Origin of the sequence: Streptomyces sp. NPDC052299 (assembly GCF_040679335.1) — a bacterium.
Taxonomy (GTDB): Bacteria; Actinomycetota; Actinomycetes; order Streptomycetales; family Streptomycetaceae; genus Streptomyces.
In genome coordinates this window covers 27,371-52,253 of record NZ_JBFAUP010000028.1, presented here as the reverse complement: position 1 = coordinate 52,253, position 24,883 = coordinate 27,371, and the positions used below count along the sequence as shown (strand labels likewise).

General features: G+C 71.5%; 29 protein-coding genes. 15 read left to right on the top strand and 14 right to left on the bottom strand.

The window, feature by feature from the left end:
* Positions 1-53: 53 nt before the first annotated feature.
* Genes AB0L33_RS32405 through AB0L33_RS32395 form a run of 3 tightly spaced genes read right to left on the bottom strand, consistent with a single transcriptional unit; the run spans position 54 to position 2,748 of the window.
* Positions 54-689 carry a DUF6875 domain-containing protein gene (locus tag AB0L33_RS32405; RefSeq protein ID WP_365687101.1) on the bottom strand — a complete coding sequence of 212 codons (636 nt, stop codon included), beginning with the start codon at positions 687-689 and terminating at the stop codon, positions 54-56.
* The gene (locus tag AB0L33_RS32400; RefSeq protein ID WP_365687099.1) at positions 686-1,327 is read right to left on the bottom strand and encodes a hypothetical protein; all 642 of its coding nucleotides are present in this window, start codon (positions 1,325-1,327) and stop codon (positions 686-688) included. The genes AB0L33_RS32405 and AB0L33_RS32400 overlap by 4 nt, the downstream gene beginning before the upstream one ends.
* The gene (locus tag AB0L33_RS32395) at positions 1,324-2,748 is read right to left on the bottom strand and encodes an aminotransferase class V-fold PLP-dependent enzyme (RefSeq protein WP_365687097.1); all 1,425 of its coding nucleotides are present in this window, start codon (positions 2,746-2,748) and stop codon (positions 1,324-1,326) included. Before AB0L33_RS32395 ends, AB0L33_RS32400 begins: the two co-directional genes overlap by 4 nt.
* A gap of 259 nt (positions 2,749-3,007) precedes the next feature.
* Here AB0L33_RS32395 and AB0L33_RS32390 point away from each other — a divergent pair, with 259 nt between their 5' ends.
* Together AB0L33_RS32390 and AB0L33_RS32385 are read left to right on the top strand one after the other, a co-directional pair.
* Entirely contained in the window at positions 3,008-4,477 is a 1,470-nt protein-coding gene (locus tag AB0L33_RS32390) for a multicopper oxidase family protein (protein WP_365687095.1), read from the top strand.
* 176 nt (positions 4,478-4,653) lie between these two features.
* Positions 4,654-5,280 (top strand): DUF1772 domain-containing protein, encoded by a 627-nt coding sequence (locus tag AB0L33_RS32385; protein WP_365687093.1) that lies wholly within the window; start codon positions 4,654-4,656, stop codon positions 5,278-5,280.
* 59 nt (positions 5,281-5,339) lie between these two features.
* Here AB0L33_RS32385 and AB0L33_RS32380 read toward each other — a convergent pair whose 3' ends face one another.
* Positions 5,340-5,834: a DUF1772 domain-containing protein gene (locus AB0L33_RS32380; RefSeq protein ID WP_365687092.1), complete on the bottom strand. Its 495-nt coding sequence runs from the start codon at positions 5,832-5,834 to the stop codon at positions 5,340-5,342.
* A 144-nt stretch (positions 5,835-5,978) separates the two neighbouring features.
* Here AB0L33_RS32380 and AB0L33_RS32375 point away from each other — a divergent pair, with 144 nt between their 5' ends.
* Entirely contained in the window at positions 5,979-6,584 is a 606-nt protein-coding gene (locus AB0L33_RS32375; RefSeq protein WP_365687091.1) for an SMI1/KNR4 family protein, read from the top strand.
* Between the two features lie 268 nt (positions 6,585-6,852).
* Here AB0L33_RS32375 and AB0L33_RS32370 read toward each other — a convergent pair whose 3' ends face one another.
* Positions 6,853-8,400, bottom strand: a complete 1,548-nt coding sequence (locus AB0L33_RS32370) for an MFS transporter (RefSeq protein ID WP_365687090.1) — start codon at positions 8,398-8,400, stop codon at positions 6,853-6,855.
* A gap of 116 nt (positions 8,401-8,516) precedes the next feature.
* Between AB0L33_RS32370 and AB0L33_RS32365 the strand changes: the two genes are divergently transcribed.
* The 3 genes from AB0L33_RS32365 to AB0L33_RS32355 all read left to right on the top strand — a co-directional run bounded on the left by AB0L33_RS32365 (position 8,517) and on the right by AB0L33_RS32355 (position 11,390).
* Positions 8,517-9,431: a GntR family transcriptional regulator gene (locus tag AB0L33_RS32365; protein ID WP_365687088.1), complete on the top strand. Its 915-nt coding sequence runs from the start codon at positions 8,517-8,519 to the stop codon at positions 9,429-9,431.
* Positions 9,432-9,452: 21 nt separating this feature from the next.
* On the top strand, positions 9,453-10,505 hold the full coding sequence (locus AB0L33_RS32360; protein WP_365687087.1) for a phosphotransferase: 1,053 nt from the start codon (positions 9,453-9,455) through the stop codon (positions 10,503-10,505).
* A gap of 99 nt (positions 10,506-10,604) precedes the next feature.
* Entirely contained in the window at positions 10,605-11,390 is a 786-nt protein-coding gene (locus tag AB0L33_RS32355; RefSeq protein WP_365687137.1) for a VOC family protein, read from the top strand.
* A gap of 44 nt (positions 11,391-11,434) precedes the next feature.
* Here AB0L33_RS32355 and AB0L33_RS32350 read toward each other — a convergent pair whose 3' ends face one another.
* Complete coding sequence (locus AB0L33_RS32350; RefSeq protein WP_365687085.1) at positions 11,435-12,688, bottom strand: MFS transporter; 1,254 nt, start codon at positions 12,686-12,688, stop codon at positions 11,435-11,437.
* A 125-nt stretch (positions 12,689-12,813) separates the two neighbouring features.
* Complete coding sequence (locus tag AB0L33_RS32345) at positions 12,814-13,641, bottom strand: MerR family transcriptional regulator (RefSeq protein WP_365687083.1); 828 nt, start codon at positions 13,639-13,641, stop codon at positions 12,814-12,816.
* A 168-nt stretch (positions 13,642-13,809) separates the two neighbouring features.
* Here AB0L33_RS32345 and AB0L33_RS32340 point away from each other — a divergent pair, with 168 nt between their 5' ends.
* The gene (locus tag AB0L33_RS32340; RefSeq protein WP_365687082.1) at positions 13,810-14,742 is read left to right on the top strand and encodes a LysR family transcriptional regulator; all 933 of its coding nucleotides are present in this window, start codon (positions 13,810-13,812) and stop codon (positions 14,740-14,742) included.
* Between the two features lie 76 nt (positions 14,743-14,818).
* Complete coding sequence (locus tag AB0L33_RS32335; RefSeq protein WP_365687081.1) at positions 14,819-15,262, top strand: SMI1/KNR4 family protein; 444 nt, start codon at positions 14,819-14,821, stop codon at positions 15,260-15,262.
* A gap of 15 nt (positions 15,263-15,277) precedes the next feature.
* On the opposite strand, the gene AB0L33_RS32330 is transcribed toward AB0L33_RS32335, so the two are convergent.
* From AB0L33_RS32330 to AB0L33_RS32310, 5 genes are all read right to left on the bottom strand, one after another.
* On the bottom strand, positions 15,278-16,414 hold the full coding sequence (locus tag AB0L33_RS32330; RefSeq protein WP_365687080.1) for a protein-L-isoaspartate(D-aspartate) O-methyltransferase: 1,137 nt from the start codon (positions 16,412-16,414) through the stop codon (positions 15,278-15,280).
* Entirely contained in the window at positions 16,414-17,376 is a 963-nt protein-coding gene (tgmB, locus tag AB0L33_RS32325) for an ATP-grasp ribosomal peptide maturase (protein WP_365687079.1), read from the bottom strand. Before tgmB ends, AB0L33_RS32330 begins: the two co-directional genes overlap by 1 nt.
* Positions 17,376-17,600, bottom strand: a complete 225-nt coding sequence (gene tgmA / locus AB0L33_RS32320; protein ID WP_365687077.1) for a putative ATP-grasp-modified RiPP — start codon at positions 17,598-17,600, stop codon at positions 17,376-17,378. The genes tgmB and tgmA overlap by 1 nt, the downstream gene beginning before the upstream one ends.
* An 84-nt stretch (positions 17,601-17,684) precedes the next feature.
* Positions 17,685-18,131, bottom strand: a complete 447-nt coding sequence (locus tag AB0L33_RS32315; RefSeq protein WP_365687076.1) for an ATP-binding protein — start codon at positions 18,129-18,131, stop codon at positions 17,685-17,687.
* Positions 18,128-18,538, bottom strand: a complete 411-nt coding sequence (locus tag AB0L33_RS32310) for an ATP-binding protein (RefSeq protein WP_365687075.1) — start codon at positions 18,536-18,538, stop codon at positions 18,128-18,130. The genes AB0L33_RS32315 and AB0L33_RS32310 overlap by 4 nt, the downstream gene beginning before the upstream one ends.
* A gap of 364 nt (positions 18,539-18,902) precedes the next feature.
* Between AB0L33_RS32310 and AB0L33_RS32305 the strand changes: the two genes are divergently transcribed.
* Together AB0L33_RS32305 and AB0L33_RS32300 are read left to right on the top strand one after the other, a co-directional pair.
* Complete coding sequence (locus AB0L33_RS32305) at positions 18,903-19,772, top strand: helix-turn-helix transcriptional regulator (RefSeq protein WP_365687074.1); 870 nt, start codon at positions 18,903-18,905, stop codon at positions 19,770-19,772.
* Between the two features lie 29 nt (positions 19,773-19,801).
* Positions 19,802-19,987, top strand: a complete 186-nt coding sequence (locus tag AB0L33_RS32300) for a DUF397 domain-containing protein (RefSeq protein ID WP_365687073.1) — start codon at positions 19,802-19,804, stop codon at positions 19,985-19,987.
* A gap of 77 nt (positions 19,988-20,064) precedes the next feature.
* On the opposite strand, the gene AB0L33_RS32295 is transcribed toward AB0L33_RS32300, so the two are convergent.
* Together AB0L33_RS32295 and AB0L33_RS32290 are read right to left on the bottom strand one after the other, a co-directional pair.
* Positions 20,065-20,532 carry a carboxymuconolactone decarboxylase family protein gene (locus AB0L33_RS32295; protein ID WP_365687072.1) on the bottom strand — a complete coding sequence of 156 codons (468 nt, stop codon included), beginning with the start codon at positions 20,530-20,532 and terminating at the stop codon, positions 20,065-20,067.
* 65 nt (positions 20,533-20,597) lie between these two features.
* Positions 20,598-21,077: an Rrf2 family transcriptional regulator gene (locus tag AB0L33_RS32290; protein ID WP_365687071.1), complete on the bottom strand. Its 480-nt coding sequence runs from the start codon at positions 21,075-21,077 to the stop codon at positions 20,598-20,600.
* A 222-nt stretch (positions 21,078-21,299) separates the two neighbouring features.
* Here AB0L33_RS32290 and AB0L33_RS32285 point away from each other — a divergent pair, with 222 nt between their 5' ends.
* The 5 genes from AB0L33_RS32285 to AB0L33_RS32265 all read left to right on the top strand — a co-directional run bounded on the left by AB0L33_RS32285 (position 21,300) and on the right by AB0L33_RS32265 (position 24,877).
* A complete protein-coding gene (locus tag AB0L33_RS32285; RefSeq protein WP_365687070.1) occupies positions 21,300-21,884 on the top strand; it encodes a helix-turn-helix domain-containing protein in 585 nt (194 codons plus the stop codon).
* Between the two features lie 78 nt (positions 21,885-21,962).
* A complete protein-coding gene (locus AB0L33_RS32280; RefSeq protein WP_365687069.1) occupies positions 21,963-22,394 on the top strand; it encodes a hypothetical protein in 432 nt (143 codons plus the stop codon).
* Complete coding sequence (locus AB0L33_RS32275; protein WP_365687068.1) at positions 22,391-23,149, top strand: glucose 1-dehydrogenase; 759 nt, start codon at positions 22,391-22,393, stop codon at positions 23,147-23,149. Before AB0L33_RS32280 ends, AB0L33_RS32275 begins: the two co-directional genes overlap by 4 nt.
* A 266-nt stretch (positions 23,150-23,415) precedes the next feature.
* The gene (locus AB0L33_RS32270; protein WP_365687066.1) at positions 23,416-24,231 is read left to right on the top strand and encodes an alpha/beta fold hydrolase; all 816 of its coding nucleotides are present in this window, start codon (positions 23,416-23,418) and stop codon (positions 24,229-24,231) included.
* Complete coding sequence (locus tag AB0L33_RS32265; RefSeq protein WP_365687065.1) at positions 24,224-24,877, top strand: hypothetical protein; 654 nt, start codon at positions 24,224-24,226, stop codon at positions 24,875-24,877. Before AB0L33_RS32270 ends, AB0L33_RS32265 begins: the two co-directional genes overlap by 8 nt.
* Positions 24,878-24,883 lie beyond the last annotated feature (6 nt).

The following is a 24,883-nucleotide window of genomic DNA, read 5'->3' as shown; positions in this document are numbered from 1 at the left end:
CACCGCGCGAAGGGGGCTCCGCCACCACGGAGCCCCCTTCGCCGTGTCCGCCCTCAGGACACGACGCGGTTGACCAGCTGGTCGCGCACCCGCGCCGGGATGTCGGGGGCGAACCGGCGCAGATAGTGGTCGATGTGCCGGTCCGCGCCGACCAGGAACGGCAGGTCGAAGACCAGCAGCCGGCGCACCGCGAGCAGCGGCACCGGCGAGCGCAGCGGCGCGAAGTCCTCGTTCCACAGCCCCGGCTCGGCGCACAGCGGATGGAACTGGCCGATCATCAGCCCCTGGGCCACGAAGTCGTCCTTCGCGTCCGCCTGCAACAGGTCCAGGTCGGCCGGGTCCGCGTGGTCCAGGTCCGGAAGCACCATCAGTACGGTGAGGAGTTCCCGCTCGTCCTCCGCGAGCTCCGACGCCAGCCGTTCGTACCAGGTGCGCAGCGCCTCGACGGCGCCGGGCAGCTCGGCCGGGGTGCTCCGCGCGGGCACGGCGAGCAGAAACCGGCCGGCCCGCAGCGAGGGCTGGGTGTACGGGCACACCGGGCCGCTGCGGCCCAGCTCGGGATGGCTGGACACCAGGAAGGTCCGGCTCCACTCCAGCACCTCGCGCAGCGGCCCGAGCTGCCGGGCCGGCACGAGGCCCCGGTCCACCTGACCCGGCGTGTAGATCTGCAGACGGCCGTCGCCCCTCATCGCGGCTCCCGCCACAGCGGCCGGAGGCGTGGCCCGCCGTCCGGCAGCACGATGTCCTCGCCCAGCCGTACGAAGCCCTGGCCCCGCGCCGACGCCTCGCCGCCGGGCGAGCTCGCCTCCGCATAGGCCCCGCAGCCCGCCGCGTCGGCCTCCCGCAGCACCTCGGCGACGAGGACGCCGAGCAGCCCCCGGCCGCGCGCGCCGCCGCGCACCGCGCCGAACGACGCGTAGTAGTGCGGCCGGACGGGGTGCCGGGACGCCTGGAGCTCGGCGATCAGCGCCAGTGACGCCGCCTCGCGGACACCGAGGACGTCCTCGAAGCGTTCGGCGAACTCCTCGCTTCGCGCCTCCAGTTCGGCCTGGGCGCCCGGCGGCGTCCACAGCAGCACGGCATCCAGGTCCGGGGTGCACGTCACCGCGTCGTACGCGAAGGACATGTCGAGGAACACCTCGAACAGGGAGGGCAGCACCCGCGCCCTGCGCTCCGGGTCCGGGGTGATCCAGCGGGTGAGCGGGTCGTCGTGGAACGCGTCCGCCAGCAGCGCCGCGAGGGGGCCGGCTTCGTCACGTCGGGCGCGCCGCAGGGCCGGCCGGGGTGCCGTCGGCGAGGGCGGCGGGAACGTGGACAGGTCGGTCACGAAGTTCTCCTCCCGTTCGATGAGGGGTGGGCCGGGCGCGGTGGTCGGACGCGTCCGGTGGCAGCGAGCTCTTCCACCCGGGCGTGCAGCTGGTCCAGGTGGAGTTCGGCTTCCGGTTTGATCAGGACGCTGCGCATCACCCGGGCCGTGGCGGCGTCGGCCGCCACATCGGGTCTGCGCCGCGCGAAGTCCGCCGCGTCGGTTCGCAGCACGCTGAGGAACACGGGGTCCCGTTCCGCGTGCATGCCGTCCGTGAGCAGCCGGCCGGACGCGGCGTCGACGGCGGACAGCGTCAGCGGCCGTGTCGCGGGGAAGTAGCTGACGATGTCCAGCTGGGGTGCCTGGTACGTCTCCAGCTCCTCGGACGCCTCGATGCGCTCCGCCCATCCGACGGCTGCCCGACGGCTGCCGGCCAGGATCTCGCCGAAGCCGTCCCGGGTCAGCGGCAGCAGTTGCAGCGTGAGCCAGAGCGCGGCGGCCGCCGCCCCGGCACGCGAGCACTCCAGGCTGATCTCGCCCAGGTGCAGTGCGGCCTCGGTGAAGTAGGTGTACGGCGAGTCGTGCGCGAGATGGCTCCGGGCGGCGTCGTCGTTGAACAGCACCGCCCCGCACCCGTAGGGCTGGAGCCCGTGCTTGTGCGGGTCCACGACGACGGAGTCGCAGTCCGCGACGGCCCGCCACGGGCGTACGTCGATGCCCTCGGGCCGGTCCGAGCGCCCGAGGAGCGCGTAGAACCCGCCGTACGCGGCGTCCACGTGCACCCGTACGCCGTAACGCCTGGCCAGCGGCACCACCTCGTGGACCGGGTCGACCGCCCCCAGTCCCGTCGTCCCCGTGGTCACCACCACCGTGCCGACCCGGCCGGCCGCGAGCAGCCGTTCCAGGGCGTCCAGGTCGATGCGGCCGAGGCCGTCGGCGGGCACCCGGTGGCCCTCGACGCCGAGCACCCCGCACATGCGGGCGTGCGTGTAGTGGCACTCGGCGCTGTACGCGATGCCGCGTCCGGGGTGCGTCTGGCGCGCCACGTACAGCGCCTCCAGGTTGGCCATGGTCCCGCTCGTCGTCAGATGGCCCAGGTGGGTGCCCCGGAAGCCGAACATCCCGGCGAGCAGGTCCACGCACTCGCGTTCCATCTCGGTGGTGGCCGGACCGCCCTCGGCGGCGTGGTTGTTCGGGTTGAACAGCATCGCGGTGACGTAACCGACGACCGCCGCGGGATGGGGCGGCTTGACCATCTGCCCCGCGTAGCTCGGATGGAAGAACGGATAGTTGTCGTCCAGCCGCTTCGAGAACGCGGCGAACGCGGCACCGAACTCCTCGTCCCCGACCAGGTGCGACGGGTGCTCCAGGAACGGGCCGAAGCGCTCTCCCCATTGTTCGGCCACGTCTACGGCACGCGGCAGCCAGTTACGAAGATCCACGGTCGGCCTTCCGGTGGGGGCAGGTGGGCAGGGGCGTGGGGCATCGGACGGCTCAGGTATACGGAGCGGAGCGCAAGCCGACCGCAAGCGGATCTATGGCGGGTCCGGCTCCGGTCTGGACGCGTTCTCAAGCGCGAAATCGGGACATTCGTCGCGCACGGGCCCTCCGGGCGCCCGCCCTAGCAGCCCCCGAGACACCTGCGAGCCGTCCTTGCTGCACTCGGGCGCGTCCGCCGAATCGAGCAGCAGGAGTTCCGTGATGGTGACCAGACGCACTCTGATGACCGCCCTGAGCGTCACCGGCGCCGGGCTGTTCACCGGCGCGGCCTTCACGCCGCTCATGACGGCGGGCGCCGCCCCGCGCCCGGGCGCCGCCGCGACCGCCGGGGCCGTGCCCGTCGGACCCGCCGTCCAGCCGTTCCAGGTGCCGCTGCCCCTGCTGCCCGTGCTGACCCCCGCCGCGACGCGCGGCGGCGCCGACGTCTACGACATGACGATGCGCCGCACCCGGGCCGAGATCCTGCCGGGCCTGAGCACCGACCTCCTCACCTACGACGGGCACTTCCCCGGCGGCATCGTCCGGGCCCGCTCCGGGCGCCCCGTGGTGATGCGCCAGCACAACCAGCTGGGCGTGGACACCTCGGTGCACCTGCACGGCGCCTCGGTTCCCGTCGACAGCGACGGCGACCCGATGAGCACCTTCGCCTCCGGGACCAGCCGCACCTACACGTATCCCAACCAGCAGCCGCACGCCTCGCTCTGGTACCACGACCACGCCCACCACTCGGAGTCCGAGAACTGCTACCGGGGCCTGTCGGGCAGCTATCTGCTCACCGACGACGTGGAGGAGGCGCTGCCGCTGCCGGCCGGGCGCTACGACATCACCGTGGCGCTGCGCGACGCCCACTTCGACGACGACGGGCAGTTGCTGTACATCCTGGACGACGCGGCGGGCCGCTCCACGATCCTCGCGAACGGCAAGCCGTACCCGTATCTCCAGGTCGCCGCCCGCAAGTACCGCTTCCGGCTGCTGAACTCGTCCAACCTGCGGTTCTTCGCGCTGCGCCTGGCCGACGGCTCGTCCTTCACGCAGATCGGCTCCGACGGCGGCCTGCTCCCGCGCCCCTTCACCACCGACTCGCTGCTCCTGTCACCGGCCGAGCGCGCGGACGTCGTCATCGACTTCTCCCGCTACCCGGTCGGCACCCGGCTCGTCCTGGAGAACACCCTCGGCCCCGGCGATCCGGACCGGACGGGCCGGGTCATGCGCTTCGACGTGGTGCGCAACGCCTCCGACCCGAGCCAGGTGCCGTCCGTACTGCGTACACTGCCGCCGCTGCCCCCGGTGACCGGGCGGCGCTCCTTCGACCTGAACGTCGCCGTCGTCGGCGGCGAACCGCAGGGCACCATCAACGGCCGCGTCTACGACCCGGCGCGCATCGACACCGAGATCCCGTACGGCGCCAGCGAGGTCTGGACCGTCACCAACACCAACACCGACGTGCCGCACAACTTCCACATGCACCTGGTGCAGTTCCGCGTCCTGGAACGCAACGGCAAGTCGCCCACCGGGGCCGAGTCGGGGCTGAAGGACACCGTGTGCCTGCTGCCCGGCGAGACCGTCAGACTCCAGGCCACCTTCGACTCCTACCGGGGCTCCTACGTCTACCACTGCCACCTGCTCGACCACTCCGCGATGGGCATGATGGCCCGGATGCGCATCAGCTGACCCGTCCCACCCCGGCACGCCCGTTCGAGTTTCGCTCGACGTCCGCTGGAGGAACGCTCGTGATCCTGTCCAGGGCGGCCTCCGCGCCCGCGGCGGGAGCAAAAGCACCTCTATCCTCGTCAACAGCGCGCCTCGGCACCCTACTTACGAACCGGACAAGAGCGAGGACGTACCCGATGACACCCAATCCGTACCCGCAGCAGCAGGGCCCCACCGGCGCGCAGGCGCCGTACCAGCAGCCGTGGGGCCAGCCCGCAGCGCCCGTGCCGCCGCGGGAGGACCGCCCGAACAAGGCCGCGGGCTGGCTGCACATGATCTCGGTGATCACGCTCGGGCTCATGGCCGGCCTGTTCTTCGCCTACGACGTCTCGGTCATGCCCGGCCTCGCCAAGACCGACGACCGCACCTACGTGACCGCGATGCAGCAGTTCAACGCGGAGATCGACGGCAACGGCCTGTTCGCGCTCATCTTCATGGGGGCCATCGTCGCCGCGGGCCTCGCCGCGTTCCTGGAGTTCCGCCGTGGACGCAGGACCATCGCGCTGTGGGCCGGTCTCGCCGCCGTCCTCTACCTCGTCGTCCTGATGCTGACGATGGGCGTCGAGATCCCGCTCAACAACCAGCTCGCCGACCTCGGCAACCCGGCCAAGATCCACGACTTCTCCCTGGTCGACAAGTTCAAGGGAACCTGGGAGACCGTCAACATCTTCCGGACGCTCCTCAACACGGCGGCCCTGGGCTGCGCGGCGTACGCCGCCAAGCTGCACGGCCGCGCGGAGGCGCTGCTGTCCGTCGGCCGCTGAGCCGACGGCTCGGGGAGGGCGGGTACGGGCACGGGCCCCGTACCCGCCCTCCCGCGCGTTCAGCTGCCGCCGTTGAGGACGAGGGCCCAGCACAGCAGCCCGGTGGCGGCGGTGCACAGCAGCGTCCGCAGCACGTTCCCCCGCGCCCAGGCCCCTTCGAACGCCGCCCGCACCGCCTCGGGCCGCGCGATCCCGTCCACCGGGCCCGCCGCCTCCAGCGCGTTGTTCAGCGGGATGTTCAGCCGGCTGGTGACCCCCATCGACGCGATGTAGCAGACGAGCGCCGCGACGGTCGGCACCAGCGCGTCCCGGTCCCCGCCGCCGAACTGGAGCCCGACCGCGAGCCCGGTGAACACGAGGGCCCCGATGTAGCCGAGCACGAACCACCCGTTGAGGATGGCCACGTTGACCCGCTGCATCACATCGATGAACGTACGGTCCCCCGCACCGCGCAGCGCCGGCATCACGGAGATGGCGAAGCCGTAGAACAGCCCGCTGACCAGCCCCGTCGTCACGGTGGCCGCGATGAGCGCGAGCGTGAGTGCGATCTCCATTGCCTGACCCTTCAGCTTCTGCCGGTACGGCGGTGCTTGCGCAAGTCAACTCTCCTCTGCGCAAAGGGAATGCAACAGGAAGGTCAAGGACCAGAGTACGGGGGGCCCGCGAGGACGGGGTGCCATTTGTGACACCCTGCGCGGGTGGATGATCTCGTCGGCACACAGACCCCGGCCCGCCGCCTCACCGACCCCGCCGAGGCGGTCGCGGAACTCGAACGCGTGCTGCCCGCGCTCACGGCGCACCGCCTGCCGTCCCCGCCGGGCGTCGACTGGTCCCGCCTTGAAGCCGCCCTGGGGGCGGCCCTGCCCGCCGACTACAAGCTCCTGCGCGACCGCTACCCGACGTTCGTGCTGAGCGACTTCCTGCACGTGGGCGGCCCCGCCCCGGGCGGCGAAACGGCCTGGGCCGAGGACACCGACGACCTGGAGACCCTGGCCGAGTGGTGCGAGGACGCCGACCTGGACGTCCCCCTGCACCCGTATCCCGCCCCCGGCGGCCTGCTGCCCTGGGCGTCCTCCTACCAGGGCGACTACTTCCTGTGGACCACGGACCCGGCCGGCCCCTCGGCCTGGACGGTGACCGTCGCCTCACGCAACGGGGGCTGGTGGCACTACACCGGGGGAGCGGTGCAGTTCCTGGCCGATCTGGCGGGCGGCAACCTGGAGTTCTGGGGGCTGCCGAGGGTCCGGCCGGAGATCACCTGGATCCAGACCCAGGACCTCGCGGCCGGAAGCGGGGCCGGCTGAACGGGACGCGGCGTCCGGGCCGCCGCTCGGGTACCGCGTGCCGGAGTGCCCGTTCTTCGAGCAGGGCTTCGTCACCCTCCTGAGGGGCCCCGAGGCCCGGCGCCGGGGCGTGGGGCGCCGGCTGCTCGACGCCGCGGCGGCTTCGTGCACCACCCCGAAGCCGTTCACCTCGGCCAACCTCCAGCCAGCCGATGCCACGCCTGCTCCGACGCGCCGGCCGGACCCCGGCGGCCCTCCTCCACAGCCCGGACGAGGGTGACCGTGACCCCTACTCCACCTTCGCCGGCTCGCGTTCGTCCCGGGTGACCGCCGTCCTCCCCGCCCCCCGCAGCCGGGTGAGCGACAGCAGACCGGCCCCGGCCATGACAGCTGCCGCGCCGAAGGCCGCGACGTTCATCCCGTGCGTGAAGGCGTCGCGCGCGGCCGTCAGCACCGCGTCGGCCGACGCGCGCGGCAGCTGCGCCGCCACGGCCATGGCCCCGCCCAGCGTCTCGCGTACGGCATCGGCCTGCGGCACGCCGGTGGGCAGCGCGTCCGCCATGTCACCGGTGTAGGCCGCCGCCCCGACCGACCCCAGGATCGCCATGCCCAGGGATCCGCCCAGCTCCTGGCCCGACTCCAGCACCGCCGCCGCCGAGTCGGCGCGCTCCGGCGGGGCCGCCCCCAGGGCGAGTTCGTTGGCCAGCGTCATCGCGGCCACCAGGCCGCCCGCGTACAGGGAGGCACCGGTGAGGGTGAACCACAGCGCCGAGTCCGTCCGGACCTGCGACAGCCAGAGGAACCCGCACGCGGATACGAGGAATCCGCCGCCCATCACATACGCCCGGTCGACCCGTTGCGCGAGGACCGCCCCGGCCGGAGCGGCGACCGACACCCCGGCGGCCGGCACCAGGCTCCACAGCGCGGCGCGGAACGGGCTCAGACCGAGGACCGACTGCAGGTACTGGGTGAGGAAGACGGCCATCCCGACCGTGGCGAACATCGCGAGGAGGTTGGCGAGCACCGGCCCGCCGAAGGCCCGCCGGCCGAGCAGGCCGAGGTCCACCATCGGGTGCGGGATACGGCTCTGCCTGCGCACGAACACGGCACCGAGCACCAGCCCCGCGGCGACGGCGAGCGCGGGCAGCGGTTCGTAGCCGTGCCGGGTCCACTCCTTGATGCCGTGGATGACCAGGAGCACCGCCCCGAGGGACAGCGCCGCGCTCAGCACGTCGAAGCGCGCGCTCCTCGTCGGCCGGGACTCCGGCACCAGGAACGGCACCAGGACGAGCAGCAGCGCCATCGCGGGCACGTTGATCAGGAAGACCGAGCCCCACCAGAAGTGCTCCAGCAGCAGACCGCTGACGACGGGGCCGAGCGAGATGCCCGTCGTCATGACGGCGGTCCACAGGCCCACCGCCCGGCCGCGCTGCCGGTCGTCGTGGAAGAGGTTGCGGATCACGCCGAGGGTCGACGGCATCAGCGCGGCACCGCCGACACCGAGCAACGCCCGCACGGCGATGAGCAGTTCGGCGGTGTGCGCGTACGCGGCGGCGGCCGAGGCGAGAGCGAAGACGGCCGCTCCCACGAGCACCAGCCTGCGCCGTCCGAGCCGGTCACCGAGCGCGCCCATCGGGACGAGCAGCCCGGCGAGCACGAAACCGTACATGTCGAGGACCCACAACTGCTGCGTCGCGCTGGGCTCCAGATCCTGACTGATGTAGGGGATCGCGAAGTACAGGACCGAGACGTCCATCGAAACGAGGGCCAGGGGGAGCATCAGGACGGCGAGGGCGGTCCACTCCTTGCGCCCGGCACGGGGCGTGTTGTTCTCCATGCAGCGCAGAAAAGCGAGACCGGCGCGTACACCGCAAGCGGCTGCCTAGTGCACCCCCTCTCCTGCCTAGGTGCGGCGGCCTGTTCGGTGCACTACCGCACTAGTACAGTGCCGTGGTGCCCAAGGAACCGCCCTATCTCCGCATCGCCGCGGACATCCGACGCCGCATCACCTCCGGCGAGCTCGCGCCCGGAGACCTCGTCCCCTCCACCCGGCGCATCACCCAGGAGTGGGGGGTCGCCATGGCGACGGCGACGAAGGCGCTCACCGCCCTGAACCAGGAGGGCCTGGTGCGCGCGGTCCCCGGCGTCGGCACCGTGGTCGCCGAGACCGGACGCACCCGGACCGCGACCCCGGCGCACGGCCTCACCCGCGACGGCATCGTGCGCGCCGCGATCACCCTCGCCGACGTCGAAGGGCTCCCCGCCCTCTCCATGCGCCGGATCGCCACCGACTTCGGGGTGTCCACCATGGCGCTCTACCGCCACGTCCCGAGCAAGGGCGAACTCGTACGCCTGATGTCGGAGACGGTGATCGAGGGCGAACCACCGGGTCCGCGCCCGTCCGGCTGGAGGGCACGACTGGAGCAGGAGATGCGGTGGCTGTGGAGCCTGTACGTGCGCCACCCGTGGATGGCGCACGTCCTGTCCTCCCTGACCCGCCCGACGGCCTCGCCGCACGCGATGCGCTACACCGAACGGATCCTCAGCGCCCTGAAGGGCCTGGGCCTGACGCCGACCCAGACGATCCACGTCCACCTGGCTCTCCTCGGTTACGCCCAGGGCATCGCGGCGGCCGTTGAGCAGGAGTCCCGGGCGTTGCAGGAAACCGGGATGACACCCGAGGAGTGGCTGGCCACCCACGAGACCCGCATGGAGACGATCCAGATCACCGGCTCCTACCCGACCCTGTCCACGCTCTTCGGCGACGAGGGGTTCGACCTCGAACTCGACACGCTCTTCTCCTTCGGCCTCGAACGGCTGCTGGACGGGGTCGCGGCGCTCGTCGAAAAGCGGTCCCGGGATGCCTGAGCAGGGCCTACGCTCCTCCCCATGCCGAATTCCCTTCCGCTGACCGCCCCCCTGCTCACCGCCATGGGCGGCATCCCCGCACAGGCCGAGCCCCTGGACAGCAGCCCTCGGTCGCGGGTGTGGCGGGTGCGGGCGGCTGACGGGCGGCCCGTGATCGTCAAGCAGATCACCGACGACGGGGACACCACCGCCGACGCGGACGCGCGCTTCGCCCGGGAGACCGCCGGGCTGCGCCTCGCGGGACGGGGCACCGTGGCCCCCGCGCTGCTCGCCGCGGACCCGGCCGCCCGGGTCATGCTCCTGGAGTACGTGGACGACCTCGGCCGGACCGAGGACTGGATGCCGGGCTACGCCGAGGCGCTGGCCCGGCTGCACGCGCTGACCGGGCCCGCCGACGCGGGCGCGCTTCCCGCCTGGTCGGGCCCCACGGCCGCCGACGCGGAGTCCTTCCTGGCCCTCGCCCGGGCGCTCGACGTGCCCGTACCGGCCGCGGTCCCGGACGAACTCGCCGGGCTCCTGGCACGGCTCGACCCCACCGGGCACCACGCCCTGCTCCACGGCGACCCCTGCCCGGGCAACGACCTGCGCACCGCCGAAGGCGTCCGCTTCGTGGACTTCGAGGGGGCCGCCCTCGGCAACGGCCTCGTGGAGCTCGCGTACTTCCGCATCGGCTTCCCTACCTGCTGGTGCGCCCTGTCGGTCACGGCAGCCCCGCTCACCGAGGTGGAGGCCGTCTACCGGTCCACCTGGCGCGACCTCACGGGCCGGGACGTGCCGGGCGACCTCGCCGACGCGTGCGCGGGCTGGCTGATCCGGGGCGACGCGCTGGTCGAACGGGCGCGGCGGGGGACGGCCGACCAGCTCGCCCGGGTGCCCGCCGAGGACTTCGAGTGGGGGTACGTCTCCGCCCGCGAACGCCTCGTGCACCGCCTGGGCGTGGTCGCCGACCTGACCCGCGACCACGACCACCTGCACGCCCTGGGCCGCCTCGCCTCCGCCCTGGCCACCCGTCTGCTGGAACGCTGGCCGGCCCTGCGCCCGCTGCCCGCTCCGGACGCGCGGCCCTGGTACTGAACGGCCTGTCACCCGTACGGGTCGATTCCGCTCGCGCGGGGTCCGGGTAAGGAGGGCCCGTCCGTCCCCGACAGCCTCCCGGAGGCACCCGTGCCCGAAATGAACGACCCCTACCGGCCCGGCACCCCGTGCTGGATCGACCTGATGGTCCCCGACCAGCAGGCGGCCATCGACTTCTACTGCGACCTCTTCGGCTGGCAGGGCGAGGTGGGCCCGCCGGAGCAGGGCGGCTACTCCGTCTGCACCCTTAAGGGCAAGCCGGTCGCCGGGATCATGAAGGCGATGAACCCGGACGGCACGGTGCCGGACCCGATGCCGCCGACGGCGTGGACGACGTATCTGTCGATCGACGCCGTCGACGCCGCGATCACGTCCGTCACCGACGCGGGCGGCACGGTCGTCGTCCCTCCGATGGACGTCATGGACCTCGGCCGCATGGCCGTCGTCGCCGACCCGGCGGGCGCGGTCTTCGGCCTGTGGCAGCCCGGCACCTTTGGCGGCGCGGGCATCGTCAACGAACACGGCGCGCTGGTCTGGAGCGAGCTGACCACCCCCGACCCGGACGCGGCGTCCGCGTTCTACTCCGCCGCCCTGCCGGTGACGGCGACCCCCTCCGAGATGGAGGGCGCCGACGGCTACTTCGAGTTCCAGGTCGACGGGCGTTCGGTGGGCGGCATGATGGACATGAGCAAGGTGCCGCCGGGCGTGTCCCCGCACTGGCAGCCGTACTTCGCCGTGGACAGCGTGGACGACATCCAGGCGGCCGCGGTCCGCGCCGGCGGCGCGGTCCTGGCCCCCGCCTTCGACATGGTCGCCGGCCGCATGGCGGTCCTGGCCGATCCGCAGGGCGGGGCGTTCTCGGTCATCGCGCCGAAGATGCCGTAGCAGTCGGCCCGGCGGGGCGCGGGGAGACGATCCCCCGCGCCCGGTCAGCCCGTTCCGACCCCTCGCGTCCGATGGGGATCGAGGGCCGGCCGGGGCGCCCGCCCCCGCCGGGGGAGCAGGAACGGGGTGCCCAGGATGAGCACCCCGGCGACCCCGAGGGCCGTGCGCGGCCCGGTGACGTCGGCGAGCAGCCCGGCGAGCGCGGTGAGCACGGCGATGGTCGCCTGCTGCCCGATCGACCAGGCGGTGAGCGTGCGGGCGACGAGGTGCTTGGGCGTGTGCTCCAGCCGGTACGTGGAGAGCACCGGCCCGTACAGGCTCATGTTGACGATGATGGCCAGCTCGACGGTCATCACCGTGACGAGCCCGACGACACCCGGCCGTACGAACACCAGCCCGATCAGCCACACCGCGCGCAGGGTGCCCACGGTGCGGAAGACCCGGTCGCGGCCGTAGCGGGCGACGACCCGGCGGGCCAGCCGCGAGCCGATGAGCCCGCCGAGACACGGAGCGGCGAAGGCGAGACCGTACTGCCAGGGCGGAAACCCGAGCCGGCGCAGCAGCAGCACGGCCAGCAGGGGTTCGGTGGCCATGATGAGACCGCCGACGAGGAGCTGGTTGACGTAGAGCGCGCGCAGCACGGGGTGGCCGAGGATGTGCCGCCACCCGGCCAGCAGCGCGCCTGCCGTGAGCGAGCTCCCCTCCTTGGGGTGTGGCGCCTCCTCCTTGCCCCGGATCGCGGTGATGCCGAGCGCGGAGAGCAGATAGCTGAGCGCGTCGGCCACCACGGTGGTGACGGGCCCGAAGACCCCGATCGCCGCGCCGCCGAGCGGCGGGCCGACCGCGATGGAGCTCCAGTTCGTGGACTCGAACCGGGCGTTGGCGACGAGCAGGTCCTCCTGGCGGACGAGCGACTTCAGATACGCGCCGCTCGCCGCGCCGAACGCGATCTTCGCCGCGGCGATCACCGCCGACACCACCAGCAGCTGGACGAACCCGAGCAGCCCGAAGGCGTACGCGACCGGGATGGACGCCATCGCCGCGAACCGGACCAGGTCCATCCCGATCATGACGGGCCGCTTGCGCCGGAACTCCACCCACGGCGCGAGCGGCACCGCGATCAGCGCCCCCACGGCCGGCCCGACCGCCGACAGCGCGGACACCTGGGCGGGCCCGGCGTCCAGCACGAGCACGGCGAGCAGCGGCAGCGCCCCGAACCCGAGCCCCGACCCGTACGCGCTCACCGCGTAGGCGGCCCACAGCAGGCCGAACGGCCGACCCAGCGCTCTTCTGCCCACTACACCTCACCCGGACAACCGAAAAGGGACGGGCGAGAGCTAACCGCGTACGAGAATCCCAGGTCAAACAACCACATGCCGGTTGGTGCACAACCAAGAGTTGTGCGCCAACCGGATGGGGCGGGCTATCGACTCAGCACCGCCTGCAGCTCCGTGACCCACTGGGAGCGGTCGTCCGGCGGGCAGGACAGCGAGACCTCACGGGGGTAGCCCACCTGCCCGCGGTCGTTGTCCTCGAGCCAGCGGACCAGCAGCTGCTCGGTGGCCAGCACGTCGTCCATCGGTCCTCGGTGCACGATGGTGGCGGCCTCGTCCGCCCCCGGCAGAAGGACGAGGGCGAACTCGTGGCCCTCGGGCACCGCGTCCCGGTCGACGGGCAGGGCGGCGTGCACCGTGATCGCGCCGCCGCCCTCGGGGGCGTCCTCGTAGTAGGCCACGCCCGGTCCGACCGGCCGCACCCCAGCGGCGTCCGTCAGCCGGCACAGCCGCTCGAAGAGCGGACCGACCACGGGCCCGATGTGCTTCGGCTCCCAGCTCCCGGCGGTCGCCGACAGCTCCGCCACCCACTGGCCGGGCAGGCTCTTGATCACCACGTCGTTCGCGGACATCCGTCCCTCACTCTCGATCGTCCGGAGTCTCGCCTCCACCTGGCCCAGGCGTGCCTGCGCGGCCGCCCTCTCCGTCTCCAGCTCCGCCCGGCGCAGCCGGAGCATGCCGCGCAGCTCATCGGCGCTCACCTGCTCGTCGACGATGATGCCGACCTGTTCCAGGGTGAAGCCGAGTTCCTTGAGCGCGACGATGCGGTTGAGACGGGCGAGCTGACCGGCACCGTAATAGCGGTAGCCGCTTGCCGGGTCGGTGCGCTGCGGGTGCAGCAGGCCGAGGGCGTCGTAATGCCGCAGCATCCGGATCGACACCTGGCCGTATTTGGCGAATTCTCCGATGGTCAACATGACGACTCCAGTGCAGGGCCTCACACGGTGTCAGGGTCAACACCCCTGATCAGGATTCCACCGGCGACGCGTCCTGCTGATCGTTTCAGCACGCCGGTACGCGGCCCACAGTCGGCCCGGGCATGGTCCGGGCAGCGCGTGCCGCAACGATCAGTAGGCTCCCTCCTCGTGGACCTCCAAGCAGTGCGCACCTTCGTCGCCGTCGCGGAAGCGGGTGGCTTCCAGAAGGCCGCGGCCGACCTCTCGGTCACCCAGCAGGCCGTCTCGAAGCGGATCGCCGCGCTGGAGCAGGCCCTCGGCGTGCGGCTGTTCACGCGCGCCCCGCGCGGCGCCGAGCTCACCATCGACGGCCGGGCGTTCCTGCCCCACGCCCGCGAACTGCTGCGCGCGGCCGAGCGCGCGAGCGCGTCCGTACGCCCCGGCAGCCGGCCGCTCCGCGTCGACGTGATCGCGTCCCGCACCGCGCAGTCGAGCCTGATGCGCGCCTTCCACCGCGCGCATCCCGGGATCGCCCTCGACGTGATGATGCTGGTCAGCATGGACACGGCCGTCGCCGCGCTCCGCTCGGGCGAACTCGACGCGACCTTCCGCGCGGTGGCCGCCCCCGGCCACCCCCTCCCCGACGACATCGCGTCCGCCCGCGTCCTGGACGAACCCCTCCAGCTCCTCACCGGCCCCGCCCACACCCTGGCCGACGCCCCCTCGGTGACCCTCGCGGACCTGGTGGGCCACCGCATCTGGATGCCGGGCGTCGCCCCCGGCACGGAGTGGGGCGCCTACTACGACGACCTGGTCGCGGAATTCGCCCTCACGATCGAGGCGACGGGCCCGAACTTCGGCTCGGACGTCCTGCTCGACACCATCGCGGACACCCCGTCCCTGGCCACGTTCATGGGCGAACACTCCCGCCTCATCTGGCCCGCGGGCCACGACTTGCGCCGCATCCCGGTCACCGACCCGACCCCGGTCTACCCCCACTCCCTCCTCTGGCACCGCGACAACCCGCACCCGGGGCTGGGGGCGCTGCGGACGTACCTGGGGGCGGCGGGGGAGTGGGGGGCGGAGGGGAGCTGGGTGCCGGGGTGGGTGGAGGGGCGGTGAACGCGGGGGTTGTGCAACCTGTATCGGCGGCGTCGAGTGGCGCACCGCACCGTCGTATCGTGGTGGGACCGAGCCCATGGAAGGCGAATCCGCGGTGTGGACCGAAGTCGTCACAGCACTACCTCGTACGGCAGTCCTCCGGCCCTCCGCGTCCGAGCCGTCGTTGGCCCACTGCGCCACGGTTCTCGGGCATCCGCTGCCCGCAGACCTCGTCGCCCTCCTACGGGAGACCGACGGCATCGAGGACGAGTACGGCGACGGCCTCGTCTGGTCGGCCGAGAACGTGGCCTCCACGAATCGGAGCCTCCGCGAGGACTCCGAGTTCTCCGCTCTCTACATGCCGTTCGCCCCGCTCCTCTTCTTCGCGGACGCGGGCAACGGCGACCTGTTCGCGCTTCTCGCCACGATCGACCGCCCCGACGTCTTCGTCTGGGACCACGAGAACGACAGCCGCACCTGGGTGGCCCCCGACCTGGCCACGTACCTCGACTGGCGGCTGACCGGACGGATCGACCTGTAGCGCCACGCCCTGGCGCTACTGCAACACCGCCGTCCACCCGCCACGCCTCAATGTCGTCTCACCCTCCGGGGTGACGGTGACCTCCGCCCCGTACACCGGCAGCTCGCCCTCCTCGATCCACCGCCACCGCACCCCGTCGAGCAGGTCGTACAGGCGGCGCGGGCCGCCCTGGTGGACGGTGGCGGTGCGGTCGCCGGGGCGGGTGGTGGCGCGGGCCCAGGAGCCGTCCGGGTGGAGCATCCACGCCATGCGGCTGCCGCCGGGGCCCGTGCCGGTGCGGTGCTCGATGCCCGGGGCGAGCAGGGTCAGCATCGACCACACCTCCCATGCCCGCATGACGTCGAGCACCGGAAACGGCGACACGCTCGTCTCGCCTTCCTCCTCGGCGCTGCTGACGAAGAGTTCGTTCAGCGGGGGCGGATACGCGGCACCTGTACGCGTGGCCATGAACGCCGCTCGGTCCCACTCGACCCGGCCGCGCGCACCGCCGTCCTCCGTCTTGTCGGCCGTGATGATCAGGCCGGTGCCCGTGATGGTCGTGACGAGGCGGCCGCCGGGCGCGAGGGCCGCCAGCCAGGACGCGGGGATGCGGGGAACGGACACCATGGAGACGATCCGGTCGAAGGCGCCGGGCAGCTCGCCGGTCCCGTCGGCCGTCACGACCACCGGGTGCCGGCCGATCCGGTCGAGCCGTTCGGCCGCCGCCCGGGTCAGGTACGGATCGACGTCCAACGTCGTCACCAGCCGGTCGTCGCCCAGCCGGTGGCAGGCCAACGCCGCGCTGTACCCGGACCCGGTGGCCAGGTCCAGCAGCCGGTGACCGGGCATCAGGCGGCCGTGCCTCAGCATCGAGACGACGAGCCCGGGCGCGGTCGAGGACGACGTGGGGTGCCCGGTCACGACCTGCTCCGGGGCGGCCCGGTCCGCGTGCGCGGCCCCCACCTGGGTGACCAGCGTGCGGTTCGCGTACGCGGCGCCCGCCCAGCCCTCCTCGTCCCCTGGGCCGTCGACGGCCTGCCACCCGCCTCCGCCGGGCTCGAACCACCGCTCGACCAGCACATGCCGGGGCGTCCCCCGCACCGGCTCCCACCAGCCGGACCCCGGGTGCGCCACGTCGGCCGCCAGAGCTGCGGCGTACGGCTTCCAGTCCATCAGGTCGCTCCTTCGAGATCGTGTGCGATGGCCTCGGCGATGGGCAGGTCGGTCGCACCCTGGATCCAGTCCCATTGGCCGCACGGGTTGACCTCAAGGAACGTCCACCCGCCACCCGGTCCAACGACGAAGTCCGCCGCCCCGTACCGCAGTCCGAGCCGGCGCATGAGGAGCCGCATTCCGACGGCCACCGGGGTCGGCACCGAGGTGCGCGAGTAGGTCAGGGAGCCGTAGTCGCTGCGCCAGTCCTCGCGGGCCGCATCGCTCTCGGCGTGGATGGCCGCCGCGAACATCCGGTCGCCGACCACGGTGAGCCGAACCTCGTGCTTCTTGTCGACCCAGCCCTGGAACAGGTGCGCCGTGGTGTCGACGCCCCGCAGGTCGTGAAGATCGGCGCGCTTCAGGTGCTTGGTGTACACCGACTTGAGCAGCCCGTCCTCGATCAGTACCGGAGAGGCGATCGGCTTGCACACCACATCACCCACCGCGTCGGCGAAGTCGAGCACGTCCTGCGGCCGGTTCGTGATCAGCGTGGGGGGAACGAGTAACCCGCAGTTACGTGCCTCCGCGAGCTGAACGGGCTTGTACTCGGCGCGTGCCATGGAGGCCGGGTGGTTCATCCACCGGCACTTCAGCGAGGAGAGAATGCCGCCGAGCCCGGCCCGTGCCTGGGACGCGGCGAACCTCTCCTCGGGGCCGGAGAGCCCGCCGGGAAAGCGGAACGCTCCGGGGGCGCGGTAGTACACCGCGCCGACCCGCGCCAGGTCCACCGCTCGGTGCTCGGTGGACAGCCCGCCCGCCCAATCCGCCTCCTGGTCGATCGTCCCGGTCAGCGAGAGCCGCTGCGGGAAGTCCGCGGTGTCCATGCGGAAGACCTCGGCGCCGCGCCGCCGTAGCTCGGTGACGACCCGGTCCGTGGGCCAGTCGTCGTCGGCGGCGACGACGAGGACAGGTGCCGCCATCAGTCCTTCGGCCCCTCGTCCAGGGGCGGCGGGTTGGTGGTCGAGCCGTCGGGGACGGTCGGCGAGTGGGTGTTGGCCACGCACGTCAGCAGACCCCCGTCGTACGACAGGTTGACCTGATGCTCGTGGTCGTAGAAATGGGCCGGGACACGGACCGCCCCGGTCGCGTCGGGCACGCGGGCGAACCGCAACGCCCACGGCCGGGTCCGGGGGCCGGAAGGCACCTCCGCGCTGTAAGGGATACGGCCTCCGGGAGGGGTGAGGGGGAACGCTTCGCTCTGTCCAGCGGTTGCCACGGTCTTCTCCATTCACTCGGACGGGATCGGGTTGAGCAGGGCGCGTACGGTCTTGCCGTTCGCGTGGTGCGGGAGGAACCAGGAGACGCTGCCGCCCAGGCGGTGGACCTCCCACAGGCCGCGCCCCCGCAGTCCGCGTACGGCTGCGCCGAAGTCGGGGAACGCGGGGTGGGAGTCGCTGACGTCGATGATCAGTTGACGCTTCTCGGTGAGTGCGAGGCGCAGGCGGATGTCCATGACGTGCCCCGCGCGGAGGCACCCGTGGACGAGCGCGTTGCGGACGAGCCGGTCCGTGATCTCCGTAGCGGCGCCGATGCTGCCGTCCCAGCCGAGCACGGTCAGACAAGTACGCGTGTGGATGCGGGCCAGGCCACCGGCGCTGCTGGTCGGCGGCAGATCGATCAGCCACTCCTGCAGTACGGGCGACTCGCGGACCGGCTCCGGCACAACAGGCTTCATGCGCGGGCCTCTTCGGTGAGGGAGAGCGCACACCAGACGACCGCCCCGCCGTCGCCGACTCCCCAGTCGTCCGCGACCGCCTCGACGAGGAAGAGGCCCCGTCCGCACTCGTCGGAGGCGGAAGCCCGGCGCACGGTGGGGACCACGGCGGTTCCGTCCGCCACCTCGATGCGGACGGCTCGCTCGGTACGGAGCACCCGCACCCCGATCGAGTCCGCGCGGCCGTACCGCAGCGCGTTCGTCACCAACTCGGTGATCAGAAGTTCGACGCTGTCCGTCAGACGCTCCAGTGCCCACAGCCGGAGGTAGGACCGGGCGATGAGACGCAGCCGACCGGGCCACCGCCGGTCGCTCTCCGTGAGCGTCGCCCGGCCCGGAGGGGTGGAACGAGCGATGCTGACTTCCATGGCGCCGATGATCGCTTCGGTCGTTTCAGGGCGCCCGGACCGGGCCGGTGCCGGTGCGCGGTGCGCTTTCGCGAGAGCCATGGGCAGTCCTCCGTGGGGGCGCGAGGGTGGAGCGGGAGGAGGGAGCCTCTCGCACAGAAAAGCGAGTTTCCGCACTTCACAGTCACTGCAAGTGCCGATGCGACTACCGTGACGCACACGAGAGTTACTGTGCAAGCGCGTTGGCCTCATCCGGGGAATTGGCACATGCCCCACCCCCAACAGGGCCTTGTTCAAAGGGGGGTACGGGGTGGGACACTCGGTACACGCCCCCTGCCGAGGTCGGGCACAGTGCGCGACGAGTACCAACAGGGAGAGGGCACCAGTGGCAGCGAAGCGCGGAGCTACGTTCCGGCGGAGAGAGCTCGGCAAGGAGCTGAGGAAGCTCCGGGAGAAGAAGGGGCTCACCCTTCAGGACGTGGCGGGCGAGCTGAAGTTCTCGCACAGCAAGCTCGCACGAGTCGAAATCGGTGAGAACGACCTGCCACGGGTGGGTGATCTGGAGGCGCTCATCGACTTCCTGGAGCCGGACCTCCCCAAGGAGGACCTGGAGACGCTGCTCCAACTGCACCGGGAGTCGCTGAGCAAGGAGCCCTGGACCCCGTACAAGGCGTTCATGCCGTCAAAGATGCCGACGTACCGGGGCCTTGAGCAGGACGCCACGGTGATGCGGGCCTTCCAGCCCAGCTTCGTCTTCGGGCTGTTCCAGACGGAGGCGTACGCGAGGGCGCTCTACCAGACGGCGAAGCCGGTCGATGAGACCACCAGCGAGTACATCGATCAGAACGTGAGGCTCCGTCTCGAACGGAAGGAGCTGATCACCCGCTCCGAAGACCCTCTGGAGCTCCGCGTCATCATGGACGAGACGGCCGTCCGGCGGATGGTCGGCAGCCAGGAAGTCATGCTCGGTCAGTACAAGGAGATCGCGGATCTCGGCGGGCTGGACAACGTGACCATCCAGATCCTGACGCACGACGTGGTCACCTACCGCTCGGAGAGCAACTTCATCCTGCTCGACTTCGCGGGGGCACTCGACCCGGTGGTGCAGGTCGACATGTGGAACACGATCAGTGTCACCGATGAGCGGTTCGATGTGCAGCGCAACATCCGCCGCTTCGATGCGATGCGCGACAGCGCCCTGCCTCCGGCGCACACAGCCGGGTTTCTGCAACAACTAGCACGAGAGTGGAAATAGCCATCAATACACACGCCCTGAACCCCGACATGTCCGCCGAGCCCGCGTGGTTCAAGTCCTCGTACAGCAATGACTCCGGCGGGGCCTGCGTCGAGGTCGCCCTGCCCGGCGCCGATGCCATGGTCCGTATCCGGGACTCCAAGGACACCGCCATTCCCGGTCTGAAGGTCTCGGAGGCGGCGTGGGCCGCCTTCACCGCTGACGTCAGCGGCTGATCCGCCTCGGCGGAGAGCGGTGGCCCTTCTCCGCCGAGGAGAGGGGCCACCGTTGCTTCAGTCCCGCCTGTGCGGGTTCAGCGGTGGGCCCCGGCGATCCGGCGGGTGGTGACGTTGATGCGGTTCCACGCGTTGGCCGAGGCGATGGCCATCACCAAGGCTGCGAGGCTTGGTTCGTCGAAGTGCTCGGCGGCCTGGTCCCAAATCTCATCGGGCACGCCGTCGGGGTTGTCGGCGATGCGCGTGACGGCTTCGGTCAGTGCGAGGGCCGCTCGTTCCTGGTCGGTGAAGAACGGGGCCTCGCGCCAGGCCGCCACCGTCCAGAGCCGCTCGTTGTTTTCGCCTGCCTGCTGGGCCCGGTGCGCGTGCAGATCCACGCAGGTTGCGCATCCGTTGATCTGACCGGCGCGCAGTCGGACGAGTTCCAGAATGTGCTGGGGGACGCAGCTGTCCCGCAGGAACTGTTCCATCGCGGCCAGCGCCTGGTAGCCGCCGGCTGCGAGCCGGTAGACGTTCTCCATCCGCGCCTGCATCTGATCCTCCATATTTAAGACAATTGATAGGCAGGATTTGAGCGTGCTTCGCTCCCCGCCTCTCGCGGGGGCGGAGGCTAGAGGTTCGCGATCCGCTGCCGGGTCATCTCCGGGGTGCGGGGCTGCTTGCTCTCTACCTGCACCTTGAGGTCCGCGAGTGTCTGAGCGGCGAGCTCCCGGCGCCAGGCGATCTCGGCCCGGCGCATGGCCTGGGAGACGATGCACGCCTTGCGATAGTCGACGGTCGCACGGCCTCCCGGCCCCTTCTTGAGGATTTCCTGGCAGCGGAAGGCTTCCTGGGCCCCCTCGATCGCGGTCACCACGTCGAGCAGCGCGATGTCGCGCGGGTCGCGCGCGAGCCGGAAGCCGCCGCGCGGCCCGGTGGCCGAGGTGAGGATGCCGGCCCGGACCAGGGCCTGGAGCTGCTTGTTCAAGTAAGCGGTGGGCAGCTCGTAGAACGCGGCGAGCTGGGTCGCCTTGACCGCCGTCCCCTCCTCGGCCCAGGCCAGGTTGAGACAGCTGTGCAGCGCCCATTCGACGCCTTCGCTCATCTGCATGTTCTGGATAATACACATCCGAAATCATTGCTGATCTTGCCGGCGGACAGGTGATCACCGTGCTGCCCCGGCTCCGGGCGTTCCTGCCCCGCGCGCGCGAACTGTCGCGTGCGGTCGAGCGTGCGAGCGCGTCCGTACGCCCCGACGGCGGCCCGCTGCGCGTGGCCCTACCCGGCGCTGGTTATTTGACCGATCGTTCCAGATACGCATATGGTTTTCGACGTGGCCAGGACCAAGGAATTCGACCCGGACGCCGCGCTGCAGTCAGCCCTTGAGTTGTTCTGGCGGCGCGGCTACGAAGCGACGTCGGTGGCGGACCTCGTCGAGCACCTCGGCATCGGCCGCGCCAGCCTCTATGCGACCTTCGGTGGCAAGCGTGAGCTGTATCTGAAGGCCATGGACAGGTACGCCGAGATGCGTGACCCGCTCCTCCTGGCCGAGCTTTCCCGGTCGGGCCCCGCGCTGCCCGCGGTGCGGGCGGTGGTGCGCCGATTCGCCGAGGAGGCCGCCTCCCCCGAAGGGCGGCTGAACGGTTGTTTCGTCACCAATACCGCGGCCGAGCTGGCCCCGCACGACCCTGCCGCGGCCCGCCGGGTCGAGAGCAGCTGGGAGTGCCTTGAGTCCCCGTTGCACTCCGCGCTCGTGCGGGCCCAAGTCCAGGGCGAGCTGCCCGAGGACCGCGATCCACGCGCACTGGCCCGCATGCTGCTCGTCCTGCTCCAGGGCGTAAGGGTCGTGGGCAAGGCGTCGAACGATCCCGCCCGGGTGCGGGACGCGGCCGAGCAGGCGCTGACTCTGCTGGACTGAATCACGCCCGCCGGAGCCATCGGGCTCTCTTTCGTGCGCCCAAATAATGGACCGATCGGTCAAATATCAGGGGGAGACATGACCGCTGCCGCCGCACCCCGCGTCGCCACCTCGCAGCACCGCTACGCCTTCGCTCTCCTCGGCAGCGTCCAGATCACGCTGATCTTCACCCTCGCCGCGATCGCCGTACCGCTGCTCGCCATTGGGCGCGAATTCGGCCTGGAACGCGCCGACCTGATCCTGCTCAGCGCCGCCTGCGGCCTGACATTCGCCGGGCTGCTGCTTTCCGGCGTCATCTCCGCTCTCTTTTCCTGGCGTTGGGCCTTCGCTGTACCTCTGGTAGAGGCGGTCGTCGCACTCGCCCTCACGCCGAGGATGCTGCTTCGCCGTCCTGCTCACGCTCGGCAGCGACGCCTGGTCCCGTACCGCAGCGGGAGCTGTTCTTGCTCTCACCGCCCTTCTGAACCACTGCATCAAGTGATCCATTACTCAGGGGAGTCACCGAAATGAACCGCTTCACCGGCAAGACCGTCCTCGTCACCGGTGCGGGCTCCGGCCTCGGCCGGGCCATTGCGCTCGCCTTCGCTGCCGAGGGCGCGTCCGTGGTCGCCGCAGGACGCACCGCGACCACCTTGGACGAGACTGTTGGCCTCATCGAGGCAACCGGCAGCACCGCCACAGCCGTCACCGTCGATGTCACCGACTCCGGCCGCCTCCAGAACCTGGTGCGCGAGAGCGTCACCCGCTTCGGCCGACTGGACATCGCCGTCAACAACGCGGGGATACTCCGTGGCGCCGGACCAGTCGGTGAGGTCAGTGAGGAGGACTGGGACGCGGTCCTTCGCACCAACGTCACCGGCGTCTGGCTGGCCATGAAGCACGAAATCGCGCACATGAAGGAGAACGGCGGCGGTGCCATCGTCAACATCTCCTCCAATCTCGGCGCGCACCGGCGGATTCCCAACGTCGCTGCCTACATCACTTCGAAGGCAGCGGTCTCCGCGCTGACCCGTGCCGCCGCTCTCGACCACATCCACCAGGGCATCCGCATCAACGCCGTCAGCCCGGGTCCCGCTGCCACGTCCATGTCGCTGTTGCCCGGTGAGACGGAGGCCGGGCGTACCGAGCGGATGAAGTCGGCGACTCCGCTCGGCCGGGTGGCAGAGGCCGAAGAGGTGGCGGCCGCGGTGCTCTACCTTGCCTCGCCCGCGGCCGGCGCGGTGGTCGGCACCGACCTGGTCATCGACAGCGGAGCGTCCGCCTGACGGTTCGTAGTGCGGGACGCCGGCCCCTTCGGGTGTGCCGGCCGAGGGCGAGTGCGGCGATCACCCCTCCGATCAGGGCGGCGGGCATCGCCCACGGCGGCAGTCCCGTGCTCGTCCCGGCGGCGGCCGGGTCCGGGTTCGCCGCTGTGCGGCGAGGAGACGGAACGCCGCGGTGGTCATGAGTGCGGTACGTACGCGCATGTCAGGCTCTCCTGCGGCGCAAAACACTCCGCGCCCCCGTTGATCACCCGGCTAAGGTGCCCGGCATGAACGCCATGGAGCTGCGCGGTGCCACCTTCCACTACGACGACGTCGGGCCTTCGACGGGGCTGCCGGTCCTGTTGATCCACGGTCACCCGTTCAACCGCACCCTGTGGGCACCGCAGGCCAAGGCGCTGGCCGAGACCGGATACCGGGCCGTTACTCCTGATCTGCGTGGGTACGGCCACAGCAGCGTCACCCGGGGCAAGGTGTTTCTCTCCGACTTCGCCGACGACCTGGCCGCGCTCCTCGACCACCTGGGTATCGAACGGGCCGTGGTCGGTGGCGTCTCGATGGGCGGTCAGATAGCCATGGAGCTCCAACGCAGTCATCCGCACCGGGTGCGGGCGCTGGTCCTGTCCGACACCTCCGCTCCCGCCGAGACCGACGAGGGCAAAGCGTTCCGCAACCGCCTGGCCGACCGGCTCCTCGCCGAGGGGATGGACGGGTACGCGAGCGAGGTGATCGACAAGATGCTCGCCGCGTACAACGTCACCGCGATGCCCGCGGTCGCCGACCGCGTCCTGGGCATGATGCGCGCCACGGACCCCCACGGCGCGGCCGCAGCCCTGCGCGGACGGGCCGAACGCCCCGACTACCGGGACACGCTGGAGGCGGTCCGCGTGCCGGTGCTGATCGTCGTCGGCGCGGACGACGTCTACACCCCCGTTGCGGACGCCGAGGCGATCCGCGCCCTCGTCCCACACGCGACGACGGCCGTCATCGACAACGCCGGCCACCTGCCGGGCGCCGAACAGCCCGAATCCTTCAACGCCGTTCTGCTGGACTTCCTCACCTCCCGGGTGGCCGGCCATGCCTGAGCCCCACCCGCTCCTGGCCCACTTCACCGACGCCGCCCACGGTCGCTTCCTGCCCTGTGACGGCGGCGTGACGGTGCTGCCGCCGCTGCCCGGCGGCCTGGAGGCATCGGTCGCCTTCACGGGGCACGCGGTGATCGCCACCGCCCTGGACCCCGCGGGCGTGCTCGCCCTGGGGCCCGACGGCTTCGGTGCCTCGCTGGCGCCCGACTTCCTGCGCCACCTCGCGGGCCCCGACGGGACGGTCGGCGTCACCGACGCCACCCTGACGACCCGCGGCACCGGCGGAACGCCGCGACTGGCCGAACTCGGGGATGAGGCACACGATCACCCGCGCGTCCGGCACGCCCGCGAACTGAGGACCGGCATCAAGGTCTACGGCGACGAGCGAGGGCTGATCACGCTGGCGGACGGCCTTGCCGGACGGCGCGAACTGAGCATCGAACTGCACGCCCCCGAGCACGGCAGCCACGGCCACGGACGCGGCCTGCTCGCGGACGCCCTCACGCTCGTCCCGGCGGGCGCACCGCTCTTCGCCGCCGTGTCCCCGGGCAACGCCCGCTCGCTCCGCGCCTTCCTGGCCTGCGGATTCACTCCGATCGGCAGCGAAGTGATCCTCCGGCCCCGGCGCTCGCGGTCCCGGGAATGAGGACGA

What these genes read in the sequence shown, in the direction of transcription:
- AB0L33_RS32405 (WP_365687101.1), bottom strand. Translation starts at nt 689, where the DNA reads ATGAGGGGCGACGGCCGTCTGCAGATCTACACGCCGGGTCAGGTGGAC.
- AB0L33_RS32390 (WP_365687095.1), top strand. Translation starts at nt 3,008, where the DNA reads ATGGTGACCAGACGCACTCTGATGACCGCCCTGAGCGTCACCGGCGCC.
- AB0L33_RS32385 (WP_365687093.1), top strand. Translation starts at nt 4,654, where the DNA reads ATGACACCCAATCCGTACCCGCAGCAGCAGGGCCCCACCGGCGCGCAG.
- AB0L33_RS32380 (WP_365687092.1), bottom strand. Translation starts at nt 5,834, where the DNA reads ATGGAGATCGCACTCACGCTCGCGCTCATCGCGGCCACCGTGACGACG.
- AB0L33_RS32370 (WP_365687090.1), bottom strand. Translation starts at nt 8,400, where the DNA reads ATGGAGAACAACACGCCCCGTGCCGGGCGCAAGGAGTGGACCGCCCTC.
- AB0L33_RS32360 (WP_365687087.1), top strand. Translation starts at nt 9,453, where the DNA reads ATGCCGAATTCCCTTCCGCTGACCGCCCCCCTGCTCACCGCCATGGGC.
- AB0L33_RS32355 (WP_365687137.1), top strand. Translation starts at nt 10,605, where the DNA reads ATGAACGACCCCTACCGGCCCGGCACCCCGTGCTGGATCGACCTGATG.
- AB0L33_RS32345 (WP_365687083.1), bottom strand. Translation starts at nt 13,641, where the DNA reads ATGTTGACCATCGGAGAATTCGCCAAATACGGCCAGGTGTCGATCCGG.
- AB0L33_RS32335 (WP_365687081.1), top strand. Translation starts at nt 14,819, where the DNA reads ATGGAAGGCGAATCCGCGGTGTGGACCGAAGTCGTCACAGCACTACCT.
- AB0L33_RS32330 (WP_365687080.1), bottom strand. Translation starts at nt 16,414, where the DNA reads ATGGACTGGAAGCCGTACGCCGCAGCTCTGGCGGCCGACGTGGCGCAC.
- tgmB (WP_365687079.1), bottom strand. Translation starts at nt 17,376, where the DNA reads ATGGCGGCACCTGTCCTCGTCGTCGCCGCCGACGACGACTGGCCCACG.
- AB0L33_RS32315 (WP_365687076.1), bottom strand. Translation starts at nt 18,131, where the DNA reads ATGAAGCCTGTTGTGCCGGAGCCGGTCCGCGAGTCGCCCGTACTGCAG.
- AB0L33_RS32310 (WP_365687075.1), bottom strand. Translation starts at nt 18,538, where the DNA reads ATGGAAGTCAGCATCGCTCGTTCCACCCCTCCGGGCCGGGCGACGCTC.
- AB0L33_RS32300 (WP_365687073.1), top strand. Translation starts at nt 19,802, where the DNA reads ATGTCCGCCGAGCCCGCGTGGTTCAAGTCCTCGTACAGCAATGACTCC.
- AB0L33_RS32295 (WP_365687072.1), bottom strand. Translation starts at nt 20,532, where the DNA reads ATGGAGGATCAGATGCAGGCGCGGATGGAGAACGTCTACCGGCTCGCA.
- AB0L33_RS32290 (WP_365687071.1), bottom strand. Translation starts at nt 21,077, where the DNA reads ATGCAGATGAGCGAAGGCGTCGAATGGGCGCTGCACAGCTGTCTCAAC.
- AB0L33_RS32280 (WP_365687069.1), top strand. Translation starts at nt 21,963, where the DNA reads ATGACCGCTGCCGCCGCACCCCGCGTCGCCACCTCGCAGCACCGCTAC.
- AB0L33_RS32275 (WP_365687068.1), top strand. Translation starts at nt 22,391, where the DNA reads ATGAACCGCTTCACCGGCAAGACCGTCCTCGTCACCGGTGCGGGCTCC.
- AB0L33_RS32270 (WP_365687066.1), top strand. Translation starts at nt 23,416, where the DNA reads ATGAACGCCATGGAGCTGCGCGGTGCCACCTTCCACTACGACGACGTC.
- AB0L33_RS32265 (WP_365687065.1), top strand. Translation starts at nt 24,224, where the DNA reads ATGCCTGAGCCCCACCCGCTCCTGGCCCACTTCACCGACGCCGCCCAC.